Annotated in this window: 12 protein-coding genes; 3 read left to right on the plus strand and 9 right to left on the minus strand. The window is 71.1% G+C overall.

Translation table 11 applies throughout. The features are described from left to right. Positions 1 to 123 precede the first annotated feature (123 nt). Positions 124 to 669, plus strand: coding sequence for a Uma2 family endonuclease (locus tag AC0VX6_RS04545; RefSeq protein ID WP_274976330.1), 546 nt, complete (start codon positions 124 to 126; stop codon positions 667 to 669). Between the two features lie 233 nt (positions 670 to 902). Here AC0VX6_RS04545 and AC0VX6_RS04550 read toward each other — a convergent pair whose 3' ends face one another. The 7 genes from AC0VX6_RS04550 to AC0VX6_RS04580 all read right to left on the minus strand — a co-directional run bounded on the left by AC0VX6_RS04550 (position 903) and on the right by AC0VX6_RS04580 (position 10,464). Beyond that, the gene (locus tag AC0VX6_RS04550; RefSeq protein WP_475467440.1) at positions 903 to 1,769 is read right to left on the minus strand and encodes an EI24 domain-containing protein; all 867 of its coding nucleotides are present in this window, start codon (positions 1,767 to 1,769) and stop codon (positions 903 to 905) included. Positions 1,770 to 1,821: 52 nt separating this feature from the next. Further along, the gene (locus tag AC0VX6_RS04555; RefSeq protein ID WP_475467441.1) at positions 1,822 to 2,346 is read right to left on the minus strand and encodes a hypothetical protein; all 525 of its coding nucleotides are present in this window, start codon (positions 2,344 to 2,346) and stop codon (positions 1,822 to 1,824) included. 669 nt (positions 2,347 to 3,015) lie between these two features. Then, complete coding sequence (gene cydC, locus AC0VX6_RS04560) at positions 3,016 to 4,782, minus strand: thiol reductant ABC exporter subunit CydC (RefSeq protein WP_475467442.1); 1,767 nt, start codon at positions 4,780 to 4,782, stop codon at positions 3,016 to 3,018. Then, the gene (cydD, locus tag AC0VX6_RS04565; RefSeq protein ID WP_274976334.1) at positions 4,779 to 6,566 is read right to left on the minus strand and encodes a thiol reductant ABC exporter subunit CydD; all 1,788 of its coding nucleotides are present in this window, start codon (positions 6,564 to 6,566) and stop codon (positions 4,779 to 4,781) included. The genes cydC and cydD overlap by 4 nt, the downstream gene beginning before the upstream one ends. A gap of 243 nt (positions 6,567 to 6,809) precedes the next feature. Then, complete coding sequence (cydB, locus tag AC0VX6_RS04570) at positions 6,810 to 7,862, minus strand: cytochrome d ubiquinol oxidase subunit II (protein WP_475467443.1); 1,053 nt, start codon at positions 7,860 to 7,862, stop codon at positions 6,810 to 6,812. A gap of 12 nt (positions 7,863 to 7,874) precedes the next feature. Then, positions 7,875 to 9,320: a cytochrome ubiquinol oxidase subunit I gene (locus tag AC0VX6_RS04575; protein WP_248773617.1), complete on the minus strand. Its 1,446-nt coding sequence runs from the start codon at positions 9,318 to 9,320 to the stop codon at positions 7,875 to 7,877. Positions 9,321 to 9,732: 412 nt separating this feature from the next. Then, on the minus strand, positions 9,733 to 10,464 hold the full coding sequence (locus tag AC0VX6_RS04580; protein WP_274976336.1) for a DUF305 domain-containing protein: 732 nt from the start codon (positions 10,462 to 10,464) through the stop codon (positions 9,733 to 9,735). An 89-nt stretch (positions 10,465 to 10,553) separates the two neighbouring features. On the opposite strand from AC0VX6_RS04580, the gene AC0VX6_RS04585 reads away from it, so the two are divergent. Next, positions 10,554 to 11,360: a DUF3105 domain-containing protein gene (locus tag AC0VX6_RS04585; protein ID WP_248773619.1), complete on the plus strand. Its 807-nt coding sequence runs from the start codon at positions 10,554 to 10,556 to the stop codon at positions 11,358 to 11,360. A 284-nt stretch (positions 11,361 to 11,644) separates the two neighbouring features. Here the strand turns inward: AC0VX6_RS04585 and AC0VX6_RS04590 are convergent, their stop codons facing one another. Next, complete coding sequence (locus AC0VX6_RS04590; protein ID WP_274976338.1) at positions 11,645 to 12,112, minus strand: DUF3515 domain-containing protein; 468 nt, start codon at positions 12,110 to 12,112, stop codon at positions 11,645 to 11,647. Positions 12,113 to 12,142: 30 nt separating this feature from the next. Beyond that, positions 12,143 to 12,376 (minus strand): Lrp/AsnC family transcriptional regulator, encoded by a 234-nt coding sequence (locus AC0VX6_RS04595; protein ID WP_097636772.1) that lies wholly within the window; start codon positions 12,374 to 12,376, stop codon positions 12,143 to 12,145. 130 nt (positions 12,377 to 12,506) lie between these two features. Here AC0VX6_RS04595 and AC0VX6_RS04600 point away from each other — a divergent pair, with 130 nt between their 5' ends. After that, positions 12,507 to 13,499, plus strand: coding sequence for a thiamine-phosphate kinase (locus AC0VX6_RS04600; RefSeq protein WP_444962561.1), 993 nt, complete (start codon positions 12,507 to 12,509; stop codon positions 13,497 to 13,499). Positions 13,500 to 13,532: the final 33 nt, after the last annotated feature.

Consider the following 13,532-nt stretch of genomic DNA (forward strand, 5'->3'; position numbering starts at 1 on the left):
TGGGGTTTCTCTCCGAAAACGCGTACGCTGGTTTGGTGATCTCGCTACGCTCGGGAGCGTTCCGGATACCCCAGGGGGTCCCCTATGACGTGTGCTGTTCAAGAGCTGACGGATGAGCCGGTGATGGATCTCCCGACACTGGCAGACAGCCTCGAACTCCCGGAAGGTTTCCGCGCGGAGATCATCAGCGGGAGCATCATCGTGTCGCCAACGCCGACCTACTGGCATGCCGAGATCGTGGCTGTCCTTCACGAGCTTCTCTTGGAGAAGGGACTTCACGAGCTCAGAGCGTTGCAGACGGTGACGGTGCTCATTCCAGGGATGGAGGAGCGCTACGTACCTGACCTCGTTGTCTTCTCCAAAGAGGCGCTGAAGCAGGGAGACAGGAAGTCCTGGAAGCGTTCGCCCGAGGGAGCGGAGCTGGCGGTGGAGGTCGTCTCGCCGAGCAGCACGTTCCATGATTGGCGGACGAAGGCGGTCGGATACGCGCGAGCGGGCGTGCCCCTCTACCTGGTGGTCGATCCGACCAAGGAGAAGGTCGCCCTGTACTCGGCCCCGGAGGACGGGCAGTACCAGCAGGAGACCAAGGTGACCGGCGAGGGCACGGTACGTCTCCCCGAGCCGTTTGACATGGAGATCCGGGCCTCCCAGCTCTTCGAGCTGAACTGACTCTGCCGGGGTTTTCCACAGGCGGGCGACCGGACGGTTGCCCGCCTTCGGCGTTCCCGAGGACACTGGTACACGGGGGGTGGCCCCCGGGTACACGAGCCCACGGAGGTCCCTCCGCGAGCGTACGCCCACCGCGACCGAGCCGCCATCCCCTCCGTCACCCTGTGGACGACCTCCGCTCCTGCTGGACGTCGATCGCCGCCGCGCACGCGCCGGGCGGAGTTCGTCCCCGGTCAGCCCTGTCCGTGTCCGCCGGGGAAGGGCCCGCCAGGAGGCGGTCCGCCGGGAACCGGGCCGTCCGGAGCGCCCGGCCCCGGCAGGGGTCCGGCGGGGTCCGGCCGGGTCTGCGCGGCGGGCACCAGCTCGCGGGTGAGGAGCACCGCGCCCGCGGTGGCGGCGGGGAAGACCACGATCGCCAGGAACGGGATCGCCAACAGGAAGTACGTCGGCACCGCGTAACCCAGCACCCGCGCCCGCCGTGTGCCCATGTACCGGCGCCGCTCGCGGATGGTCGTCAGCCGCCGCCGGTCGAACGCGCTCGCCAGCAGCTCGACCGCCAGCAGCCACCCGCCCAGCACGGCGGCCAGCACCGGACCGACCACCTGTCCCACCAGCGGGATGAAACCGATCGCGAACACGAGCACCGTCACCAGCAGGGACACCGCCACGACCGCCAGCGACTGCCGGACGGCCCGCCACATCGACGCCATCAGCGGCTCGTCGAGCTCGCCGGGGTCGTTGCCCAGCTCCTTCTCGACGAGTTCGGTGACCTTGTCGTAGATCGGCCCGCCCAGGGTCAGCGTGACCGTGGTGAACGCGACCACCATCAGCAGGAGCGATCCGGCCAGGACCGCCACGGACACGGCGCCGCGCAGCAGTCCCTGCCACAGGGGGTCCCAGCCGTCGGCGAAGGGCGTCGCCCAGTCGGCCAGGTCGGTCAGGTTCACCACCAGGAGCACGAACAGCGCCAGGAACACCAGTGACGTGATCAGCGCGGGAAGGGCGCCGAGCAGGAACAGGCGCGGTTTACGCAACAGCAGGGTGAAGCCGCGCAGGAGGGCGCCGACGCCACCGAGGAACTCACGAACAGGATTGGCCACGGGGGAACCCTAGAGGAGACCGCTCCCGCTGTCAGATCCGGGGCCGAGGCTCTCAGGACGAGTCATGGACGAGGACTCCGTTGGCGAAGAGGTTGCGTGTACCCGTGGTGATCGCGTAGCGGCTTGACGTGTGCCAAGCGGACTTCTTGTTCTGGGCATCACTTTCGATGTGTTCCACCAGTTGGGACACAAGCTGTCGCCTGAACTGCCTCTCACCGGCCGGGGGGAGCCAGCCGTCATGGCCGCGATAGCGTTTTGGGAGCTTCCGTTGCATCACAGGAGGGATGTAAGGAGCGACGAGCAGGAACAATCGCTCTGCGGCGACACTGTTGAGACGGATCGTGAGATACCCCCGGCCGTCTCGCATGAGCGTCCCTGTGATGCCGAGTCTGCGTAGCCCTATCAGGAGTACACGGCAGTCGTCCTCGTCGAAACCACACGTGGAAAGCGACGCCCGATCCTCTTGACCTTCTGTGTGGCAGAGCGACCCGTCATCCATGTACCAGAACGCCAGAGCGAGTGGATCAAGGTACTCGGCAACCCAGGAGGGGATCCTTTTATTTCCCTTTTCTGTCATTTATCCGAAACGTCCCGTTACGCTCGGGTGGAAGGTTGAACGGGCGGTGACGATGGTTGATCCATAGCCGCTGATGGACTTTCGGATGCTGGTGCTGGCGAGGTCTCCAAGAGCTCGCAGAGTCCACCGGACGTACTCTTCGTCGGCTTGCCGATGGCCCCACACGACGGACGCGCTCCCGGACCTGGCCTTCTGGAGGTGTCCGTCGCCCAGGAGTTTCCCCAGCAGTACGGAGCGCTGACAGGGGGTCAGGTCGAGTTCGCTGCGGAGGAGTGTGATTCGCTGACCTGGTGAGTACTCTCCAACCGGTGTGTAGGTGTCTGGTCCTGGTGGCCAGACGCGGTAGTCGGGACTGGAGATGAGGCAGAAGAAGGAGCTTCCGCGTCCTGCGCGTAGTCGTCGTCCCGAAAGTTTTGTCCAGGAGACTCCCGGGCCTTGGCGGCGCACTTCGAACACCCGAGTTGAAACGACACGTGTACCGTGGTCGGTCCCAGGTACCTCGTCGCCGACCTGGACTTGGATGAGGCGCTTTCGTGTGCCGTCTGCCATGGATATTCGTTTTTCGCTGTACAGACCGCTGTACTTCTCGTCCATGACTCTCCTGGGGCTGTGGGCTCCTTGAAGAGAAGTTAGCGAATATGTGTTCGACGCGGGGCGGTTTCAAGGAATTCAGGAAGCGCTGACGTCGCGGTACCAGCCCTCCCGCCGGGACAGCTCCTCGTGCGTGCCCTGCTGGATCACCCGGCCGTCGCGCACCACGTAGATCCGGTCCACGCGGTCCAGACCCGTCATGTCGTGCGTGACCAGCAGGGTGGAGTACCCCTCGGCCGCGGCCAGCAGGTCCTCCACCACCGCGTCGCGCGTGTCCGGGTCCAGGTGGGCGGTCGGTTCGTCCAGCACCAGCACCCGGGGCGCCGCCAGCAGGGCGCGGGCCAGCGCCAGCCGCTGCACCATCCCGCCGCTCAGGCCCAGGCCGTGCGTGCCCACCACCGTGTCCAGACCCCGGGGCGTCGCCGCCACCTCGTCGGCCAGCCGCGCGCGCCGCAGCGCCTCCCACAGTTCGTCGTCCTCCGCGCCGGGCCGGGCCAGCCGCAGGTTCTCCCGCAGCGTCGAGGCGAACACGTGCGGGTCCTGGGGCACCCCCGACACCACCCCGCGCACCTCGTCGGCCGGGTAGGACGTGACGTCCTCCCCGCCGATCTCCACCAGGCCGCCGTCCGGGTCGCGGAACCGCAGCAGCACCGACGCCAGCGTGCTCTTGCCCGCGCCGCTGGGGCCGATCACCGCCACCGTCCACCCGGCGGGGATCTCCAGGTCCACCCCGTCCAGCGCCCACGGTTCCCCGGGGCCGTAGCGCACCCGCAGGTCCCGTACCCGCACCGTGGCGTCCCCGTCCGGGTCCAGGCCGGTGCGGGTGGGCGCGGCCACCGCGGGCGGGGTGTCCAGGACCCCGAACAGCCTGGCGCCGCTCGCCCGGATCGCCCCCAGCCTGGCCGCCACGGCGGGCAGCGGCGCCACGATCTCGAACGCCGCCAGCGTCACCAGCACCAGCACCGCCAGCGACACCGCGTCCAGTGTCCCGCCCGCCACTGCGGCCGCACCCAGGAACAGCGCACCCCACACGGTCAGCCCGGTGATCAGCGCGCTCGCCCCGGCGCCCAGCCCCAGGATCGCGGAGTCCCTGCGCGCCAGCCGGGTCAGCTCCTCGTCGGCCGCGTACACCCGGGCCACCTGCTGGTCCATGGCGCCGTAGGCGACCAGGTCGGGGGCCCCGTGCAGGGTGTCCACCAGGGTCGTCGACAGCTCCCCGCGCGCTCTGGCCTGGCGCCTGCCCGGTTCCCGGCCCAGCGCGGCCGCGGCCAGCGGCACCGCCAGCCCCGCCAGCAGCAGGCCCGCCGCCAGCAGCAGCCCTCCCGGGACGTAGAGCGCGGTCAGGACCAGTACCGTGGCGCCGCCCGTCACCAACGAGACCAGCGGCGGCGCCAGGCCGCGCACCAGCAGGTCCAGGGTGGCCTCGGTGTCGTTGACCAGACGGGACACCAGGTCGCCGGACCGGAAGCGGCCGAACGGCTCGGTCCTGGCGAGCCGCTCGTACACCCGCACCCTGACCTCGGCCAGCGTGCGGAACGCGGCGTCGTGGGTGACCAGCCGCTCCAGGTAGCGGGCCACCCCGCGGCCCACGCCCAGCGCGCGGGTGGCGACCACGGCCACGCCCAGAGCGGTGATGGGCGGGTGGTCGGCGGCGGTGGCCAGCATCCACGCGGCCACGCCCAACAGGGCCACGGCCGCGCCGGTCGCGGCGGCGCCCAGCAGCACGCCGATCGCGAAGCGGCCCCCGCGGGGCCGGGCCAGGGCCGTCATCCGCAGCAGCGGGTCGCGGCGGCGTTCGCGCTCGGGCACCCGGAGCGTTTCGGGGGCGGTGGTGCCGGCGCTCATCGCGACACGCTCCCTTCCTGGGTCGGCAGCGGCAGCGACGCGGTCCGCAGGGTGTCCCCGAGGACGCCGCGCGCCCAGCCGGTGTCATGGGCGACGATGACGGCGGTCCGGCCCTCCAGGAGCCGGGCGACTGCCGTGCGCACCGCCGCGGCGCTCTCCGGGTCCAGGTGGGCGGTGGGCTCGTCCAGCAGGACGAGCGGGGCGTTCCGGCACAGCGCCCGCGCCAGCGCGATCCGCTGCCTCTGCCCGGCCGACAGACGGGCGCCGCGCTCGCCGAGCCGGGTGTCGTAGCCGTCGGGGAGGGCGCGGACGAACGCGTCGGCCTCGGCCAGCCGGGCCGCCTCGCGGACCCGGTCCATGGAGGCGCCCGGCGCGCCCAGGCGGATGTTGTCGGCCACGGACACGTCGAACAGGTAGGGGTTCTGGGGTACCCAGGCGGTGCCGAGGCGCCAGTCGTCGGCGTCGATCCCGTCCAGGGGCTCCCACCGCCCGCCGGGCGCGCGCACGCTGACGCGCCCGCGGGTGGGCTCGTTCAGCCGCAGCAGCAGTGACAGCAGGGTGGACTTGCCCGCCCCGCTGGGGCCGGTGAGCAGCAGGTGCTCCCCGGCCGCCACCTCCAGGTCCAGTCCGGACAGGGCGGGCACGTCCCGTCCGGGGTAGAGCAGTTCCACGTCCTCGAAGCGGATGTCGCCCCCGGCGGCGGGCGCGGGTCGGCCGGTCGCCGGGGGAGGGGTGACGGAGCCGCCGGACCCCGTCGCCGGGGCCTTCGCGGCGCCGCCGGAGGCGGCGGCCCCGGTCCGCGCCGCTTCGCGTCCGCGCTCCAGCTCGGTGAACACCTGCTCGGCGGCGGACACGCCCTCCATGCTCGCGTGGAACCGGGCGCCCACCTCCCGCAGCGGAAGGTAGGCCTCCGGCGCCAGGATCAGCACCAGCAGCGCCGTCTGGTAGTCCATGTGGCCGCCCAGCAGGCGCAGGCCCACCTCCACCGCGACCAGCGCCACCGCCAGGGTGGACAGCAGCTCCAGCGCGAACGCCGACAGGAAGGCGATCCGCAGCGTTCCCATCGTCGCCCGCCGGTGGTCCTCGCCCACCCGGCGCAGGATCTCGGCCTGGGCCTTGGCCCGGCGGAACACGGCCAGGGTCGGCAGCCCCTCCACCACGTCCAGGAAGTGTCCGCCCAGTCGGCTCAGCAGCTTCCACTGCCGGTCGGTGCGCTGCTGGGTGTGCATGCCGATCAGGGCCATGAACACCGGGATCAGCGGCACCGTCACCAGGATGACGATCCCCGAGATCCAGTCGGCCCAGAACACCACCGCCAGCACGGCGAGCGGCACGATCGCGGCCAGGACCAGCTGGGGCAGGTAGCGGGCGAAGTAGTCGTCGAGCGCGTCCAGGCCCCGGGTGGCCAGGGTGACCAGCTCGCCCGCCTTGGGCGAGCCCTGCTCGCCGCCCGGTTCCGCGGCCCACACCCTGCCCGACCCGGTCACGTGCGCCACCAGGCGGCGGCGCAGCTGCGACTTGGTGCGCGCCGCGCTGTGCAGCGCGGAGGTCTCGGCCACGTAGGACAGCAGGGCCCGGACCACGGCGACGGCCGCGACCGCGCCGACCACCCAGCCCAGGGTGTCCAGCCCCTCGCCCCGCCAGGCGCCGGTGACGGCGCGGGCCAGCAGCCATGCCTGGACCAGGATCAGGCCGGTGATGAGCACTCCGCTGGCCACGGAGACGGCCAGGTGCGCGCGTACCGCGCTTGCGGTGCGCACCAGGCGCGGGTCAAGGGGTTTCATGGGCGCGGGACCTCACGACGTCGTTCGGGTCGGGTGCACGGCTGGCCCGGAGTGGCTGGGCCTTCACGGTGGCCTGGGTCCTCACGGTGGCACGGTGCCGCCCCGGTCGGCCGGAGCGGGCGCGACGGCCCCAGTATCCACCCGGTGCGCCTCGCGTACCGGTCGGCCCCGCGGGCCCTCCCCCGCGGGCGGGGCGGCCGGAAGCCTCCCGGGCGGGTGGGCCCGGGAGGCTGCGCGGCGCGGTCAGGCGGCGGGTTCGGGATTCCTGTCCCCGTGGTCGGTGCGGGTGACGGTCGCCCCCGTCACGGTCTCGCCGGTCACCCTCCTGCGGAACACCCAGTAGCTCCACCCCTGGTAGAGGAGTACGAGCGGCAGGAACACCACCGCCACCCACGACATCACGGTCAGCGTGTACTCGGCGGAGGAGGCGTTCGCGACGGTCAGGCTGAACGCGGGATCGGTGGTGGAGGGCAGCACGTTCGGGAACAGCGCGGTGAACAGGGCGGCGAACGCGGTCAGGATGGTCACCGCCGTGCAGGCGAACGACCACCCCTCGCGGCGCCGCCAGGCCGCCGCGACCCCGCCGGCCAGGGCGGCGGCGGAGAGGGCGACGAGCGGCAGGGTCGCGGTCCCGTCGCCGTGGGCGAGCTGGGTCCAGGCCAGGAAGAGCGAGACCAGCGGGACCGCGGCGCACGCGGACCACAGGGCGGCCCGGCGCGCGCGGGTCCGCACCGGCCCGTCGGTCTTCAAAGTCAGGAAGATCGCCCCGTGCAGGGTGAACAGCGACAGCGTGGTCAGCCCGCCGAGCAGGGCGTAGGGGTTGAGCAGGTCGGCCAGCGAGGAGGTGACCACCTGGTCGGAGCCCATGGCCACGCCCCGGACGACGTTGGCGAAGACCACGCCCCACAGGAAGGCGGGTGCGGTGCTGCCCGCGAAGATCGCCCGGTCCCACCAGGCGCGCCACACGGAGCTGTCGCGCTTGCCCCGGTACTCGAACGCCACACCGCGCAGGATCAGCGCGACGAGGATGAGGAACACCGGTGCGTAGAAACCGCTGAGCAGGGAGGCGTACCAGGCGGGGAAGGCGGCGAAGGTCGCGCCGACCGCGGTGATCAGCCACACCTCGTTGGCGTCCCAGACCGGCCCGATCGCGTTGATGGCGACCCTGCGGTCGACGGAGTCGCGCCTGCCCATGAAGGGCATGAGCGTGCCCACCCCGAAGTCGAACCCCTCCAGGACGAAGTACCCGATCCACAGGACCGAGATGGCGATGAACCAGATGACGGCCAGTTCCATGGTCCTTGGCTCCTAGTAGCTGAAGTGCGGGATCTTGGACTCGTCCTCGTCGTCCTCCAGGTCGGGGACGAGGTGGGAGGGTCCGGCCTTGACGTACTTCAGGAGCAGGCCGACCTCGACGACGAAGAGCACCCCGTACACCGCGGTGAACCCGGCCAGGCTCGCCGCGACGGCCCCCAGGCTCACCCCGGGGGAGACGCTGGCCGCGGTGAGCAGCTCGCCGTGCACGGTCCAGGGCTGGCGGCCCATCTCGGTGAGCACCCAGCCGAAGATGTTGGCGGCCAGCGCCGCGGGCAGCGCGAGCATGGCCGCGTAGTAGAACCACTTGCTGGTCGGCGTGCGCTCCCTGCCCCAGGTGAGTAGGAGGCCGAGCGCGGCCACCGCCACCCCGAACATGCCCAGGCCCATCATCAGGCGGAAGGACCAGTACACGACGAACACGTTGGGGGTGTAGTCCCCGGGGCCGTAGTACTCGTCGTAGGCCTCCTCCAGGTTGTTCATCCCGTGCACCTCGCCGTCGAACTGACCGGTGGCGAGGAAGCTGAGCACGTTGGGGATGGTGATGTCGATGGGGTTGTAGCGCTCCTCGGTGTCGCCGACGGCCAGGGCGGAGAAGGCCGCGCCCTCCTCGGTCTCCCACAGGGCCTCGGCGGCGGCGAGCTTCATCGGCTCGTACTCGGCGGCGAGCTTGGCCTGGTGGTCGCCGGAGAAGACCACCAGGGCGCCGGCGACCAGGGTGAAGACCAGGCCGACCTTGAGTGTGCCGCGGAACAGGGCGAAGTCCTTCCGGGGCGGGACCACCCCGGGGGTGCCGGTGTCGTTGTGGTGGCTGTTGCGCCAGAGCTTGTAGGCGCTGACCGCCACGACGAACAGCCCGGCGGTGATGAAGGCGGCCGAGACGGTGTGCAGGTAGGTGGACCAGGCCTGGTCGTTGCTGAGCACGGCCCAGATGTCGGTGAGCTCGGCGCGCCCGTTCTCCTCGTTGACCGTGTAGCCCACGGGGTGCCGCATCCAGGCGTTGGCGGCGAGGATGAAGTACGCCGAGAGGTTGGTGCCGATGGCGACCGCCCAGATGCAGGCCAGGTGGACGCCCCGGGGCAGCCGGTGCCAGCCGAAGATCCACAGCCCGATGAAGGTGGACTCCAGGAAGAAGGCGAGCAGGGCCTCCATGGCGAGCGGGGCGCCGAAGACGTCGCCGACGAAGCGGGAGTACTCGCTCCAGTTCATGCCGAACTGGAACTCCTGCACGATGCCGGTGACCACGCCCATGGCGAAGTTGATGAGGAAGAGCTTGCCGAAGAACTGGGTGGCCTGTAGGTACTCGTGCCTGCCGGTGCGGTACCAGAGGGTCTGGAGCACGGCCACGATGAACGACAGACCGATGGTCAGGGGTACGAACAGGAAGTGGTAGATCGTGGTGACACCGAACTGCCACCTCGCGAGTTCAAGGGCTTCCATACCCGCCTCTCCAAGTACCGACCGCCGGTAGTACTACAAATCGTAGTTCTACATCGTGTCGTAGATCCAGCGGGTCCCGTCGAAAACGGTGTTCCGTGCGTCTCCCCGGTGGGTGTGCGGGCTCTCCGGGGCGCGTCGGGGAAGGCCGCCGACGGGCCTCCACCGCTGTCACCTGCGGGGAAGCCGCCGGGGAGGGAGGGGAACGGCCGCGCGGGGAGCCGCCGTGTGCGTTCGGACACACGCGCTCCGGGGTGCCCGGCGCTCCGGTCGCGGACACACGAGGGTCAGGGCGCGAACGGTCCCGGGCGGGGACGGTCCGGAGCACGCGGCCCCCGGTGTGAAAGGGCGCCGGACACGGCGACGGCGGCCCACCCGCGGGTGGGCCGCCGTCGCCGTGTGCGCGAACGCGGGGTCAGTCGCCGGAGGCGCCGTCCTGGCGCTGGTCGATCATGCCCTCCATCAGGTCGATCTCCTTGAGCTGGGAGTCGGCCATTCCCTGGGCGAAGTTGGTGACCAGGTCCTCCTGTCCCAGCTCCACCTCCGCCTCGGCCATCTCGACGCCGCCCTGGTGGTGGGCGATCATCAGCTCCAGGAAGAGGAGTTCGGCCTCCTCGCCCGTGGCCTCCTCCAGGGAGACCATCTCCTCCGAGGAGGCCAGTCCCGGCATCGTGTCGGGGACCTCGCCGCCCTCGCCGCCGTGGTCGTGGCCCTCCATCCATGCCATCGGCTCCTGCACGCCGCGCGCGTTGAGGTCCCAGGCCATCAGCCACCCCTGCATGATCCCGATCTGGGCCTGCTGGGTGCGGGCGATGTCGGTGGCCACCGTGCGCAGCTCGGGGTCCTCGGTCCTCTCCAGGATGAGCATCGACATGTCCACGGCCTGGGCGTGGTGCGCGCTCATGTCGCGCAGGAACCCGGCGTCGGCGCCGGTGTCCAGCGGGTAGGACGGGCGTCCCAGCAGGTAGCCCCCGCCCAGGGCCAGTACGACGAGGATCACAGCGGTCCACGTCGGTACCGAGCGCCAGGAGACCCGTGACGGGGTCTCCTCGTCCGCCGCCCCGTCCTCCCACGGGGGTCCGTCGTCGTCCGGGACATCGCCGACGTGGTCGGCGGTCCCGGCCGCGGGACCGTTTTTCTGTTCCATAGGAACCATCCTGGTCGAATCGCCCAACTCTGGTGCCAAAGTAGAGGATAGGTAAGTCCCTAATGTCACCATCCATCCCAGGAGACCCAGTGGCCAAGAAGAAGACGGCGGAGGAGCGTCGCCGCCGCGCCGCCGAGCTGAAGGCGCAACGCCTCAAAGAGGAACGCCGCCGCAAAATCCTTACCACCACCGGTATCACGACCGCTGTGGTCCTGGTCGTGGGTCTGATCGGTTTCCTCGTCTTCATGGAGTTCCGCAGCCGCACGATCTCGGGGGTGGAGGAGTACGAGGTCGGCTCCTACGTCCACGTGGACACCGGACAGCGCGTCAACTACGAGCAGAACCCGCCCGTGGGCGGCGACCACTGGAACGCCTGGCAGAACTGCGGCGTCTACACCGAGCCGGTGACCCACGAGTTCGCGGTGCACTCCCTGGAGCACGGCGCGGTGTGGATCAACTACCGGCCCGACCTGCCCGAGGACCAGGTCCAGGCGCTGACCGACATGTACAGCTCCGGCGACTACCTGGTGATCAGCCCCTACGCGGGTGAGCTGGACGCGCCGATCGTCGCCTCCAGCTGGGGGCGTCAGATCACCGCCGAGAGCGCCGACGACGAGAACCTCCAGCGCTTCGTGCGGCTCTACGAGCGCGGCACCGACGTTCCCGAGCCGGGCGCCGCCTGCTCCGGTGGTGTGGCCGAGAACGCCGAGGAGGTCGACGCCATGCTCGGCAGCGGCGCCGGCGTGGACGCCGAGACCATGGAGGGCCCCGAGGGCGGAGACGCCGGAGCCGAGGAGGGCACTGAGGAGGGCGCCGGGGACGAGGCGTCCGACGCCCCCTCCGAGGCCGCCGAGGACGAGCCGTCCGCGGAGGAGTCGGCCGGGGCGGAGAACTGACGGGACCTTCCACCGTCACCGTGACCCCGTGATGACCGGCGTGGGGCCGTCAGCGTCCGCTGGCGGCCCCACGCGCGCGTCGTACACAGGCCGCAAGAGCCTCTGGTGGGCGCGAGCCGCGCGGGCTTAGCGTGGTAAAGGGGGAGGCCGCGCCTCCGCCCGCTTCGGCGTGCCCGCCCGCCGAACCCCGGCACAGGGACGGCACCCGGGCGCCGGAGTGCCCCCTCAGCGCGGACACGGTCCTCGCCAGCGCGGGTGTGGTCCCCGTCAGCGCGGGCGCCGTGTCACAGCTCCCCTTCGGCAAGCGCGGGGACGTGTTCGACGATCAGGTCGCTGACCGTGGACAGCGCGGCGGCGGGGGCGCCGTGGGCGGCCGGGACCGACAGCTCCACGTAGGCCTCGTGGCCGATCGCCGTGTACATGGTGGGGGCGTCCTCCGGCTGCGGCAGCCACGGAACACCGTTGACCTCCTGAAGGTAGGAGGTGCTGGTCAGCGTCACCGGGCGCTCCACCCCGCACCGCAGTCCGATGGGCGGGTCGCCCCAGGCGGCCGTGAGCTCCGAGTCGGGCCGAACCTGTGCCCGCTCCGCTCCCAGCAGGGTGTCGGGGAGCGCTGCGACGAGGTCGGCGCAGACCCCGGCGGTCGCCGCGTCCGGCTCGGGCGGCTGCATCCGCACGGTCTGCGCGCCGCATCCCGTCGCCACCAGGGCCAGGGCCGCGACCACACCGGCGTACGCGAACCGACTCAGCACAGCAGACCCCGCTCCGGACGACGTGATGCGTCAGATGTTGACGATGGGACAGGTGAGAGTCCGGGCGATGCCGTCCAACCGCTGGATCCGGGCCACCACGAGGGTGCCCAGCGAATCGATGTCTTCGGCACCGGCCTGGACGATGACATCGTAGGGCCCGGTCACGTCGTGGGCCTTCTCGACCCCCTCGATGCCCCGGATGCGCCCCGCCACCTCGGCTGCCTGACCGACCTCGGTCTGGATCAGGATGTATGCCTGCACCATGAGTACTCCTTCGTGTCGCCGGTCGGAGCGGCGAGCGGTTCACGGCCGAGCCAGGGTGCGGCCGATGACGGACGGATGACAAGCGTGGGTCCGGACCACCGCGCCGGAGCGTCACCGTACCCTGATCCCTGTGCGGAACACCATTGGGGGTCTTGGTGAGTTCGCTCTGATCGCACGCGTGACGAGCCAATTCCCCACCACGGACGATGTAATCCTCGGACCAGGGGACGACGCGGCCGTCGTCGCGTCCCCCGACGGCCGGACGGTCGCGACCACCGACCTGCTGGTCGAGGGCCGCCACTTCCGGCGCGAGTGGTCCACCGCCCGTGACGTGGGGCACCGGGCCGTCGCGCAGAACTTCGCCGACGTCGCCGCCATGGGCGCCCGCCCCACCGGCCTGCTCATCGGCTTCGCCGCGCCCGCCGACCTCCCGGTGTCCTGGGCGGAGGAGTTCACCGCCGGGGTCCGCGACGAGTGCGCGGTCGCGGGCGGCGCCGTCGTGGGCGGGGACATGGTCGGCTCGGACACCCTCACCATCGCGGTCACCGCGCTCGGCGACCTCCAGGGGCGGGCGCCGGTCCGCCGCGACGGCGCCCGCCCCGGTGACGTGGTCGCCTACACCGGCCACCTGGGGTTGTCGGCCGCGGGGCTCGCCCTGCTGGAGAAGGGGATCGACGGCCCGGCCGAGTGCCTGTCCGAGCACCGCAGGCCCAGCCCGCCCTACGCCCTCGGGGCGGAGGCGGCCCGGCTCGGTGCCACGGCCATGCTCGACGTCAGCGACGGTCTCGCCCAAGACCTCGGACACGTCTGCCGGGCCAGCGGGGTGCGCATCGACCTGGAGGGGGAGGCGCTGCGCCCCGAGCCCGCGCTCGTCGAGGCGGTCCGCGTCCTGGGAGCCGGAGCCGACACGGCCGAGCGGGCCGCGCGCGACCTGATGGTCGCAGGGGGAGAGGACCACGCCCTCGCCGCCGTGTTCCCGCCGCACACCGTTCTGCCCGCCCACTGGACCAGAGTGGGAACCGTTGCGCGAACAACAGGTGAAACCGCGGCGGAAAACACAATTCCGGTCACTGTCGACGGGCGGGTTCCACCTCGCGGAGGATGGGATCATTTCCGGCGCTGAGGCGCCCGATGGGATTTGTCCTGTTTAACTCTC

Source organism: Nocardiopsis sp. iso_25 (assembly GCF_056173305.1).

Coding starts and splice junctions, on each gene's coding strand:
- AC0VX6_RS04575 (WP_248773617.1), bottom strand. CDS start 9,320: ATGGAAGCCCTTGAACTCGCGAGGTGGCAGTTCGGTGTCACCACGATC.
- AC0VX6_RS04580 (WP_274976336.1), bottom strand. CDS start 10,464: ATGGAACAGAAAAACGGTCCCGCGGCCGGGACCGCCGACCACGTCGGC.
- cydD (WP_274976334.1), bottom strand. CDS start 6,566: ATGAAACCCCTTGACCCGCGCCTGGTGCGCACCGCAAGCGCGGTACGC.
- cydB (WP_475467443.1), bottom strand. CDS start 7,862: ATGGAACTGGCCGTCATCTGGTTCATCGCCATCTCGGTCCTGTGGATC.
- AC0VX6_RS04545 (WP_274976330.1), top strand. CDS start 124: ATGGATCTCCCGACACTGGCAGACAGCCTCGAACTCCCGGAAGGTTTC.
- AC0VX6_RS04595 (WP_097636772.1), bottom strand. CDS start 12,376: ATGGTGCAGGCATACATCCTGATCCAGACCGAGGTCGGTCAGGCAGCC.
- cydC (WP_475467442.1), bottom strand. CDS start 4,782: ATGAGCGCCGGCACCACCGCCCCCGAAACGCTCCGGGTGCCCGAGCGC.
- AC0VX6_RS04555 (WP_475467441.1), bottom strand. CDS start 2,346: ATGACAGAAAAGGGAAATAAAAGGATCCCCTCCTGGGTTGCCGAGTAC.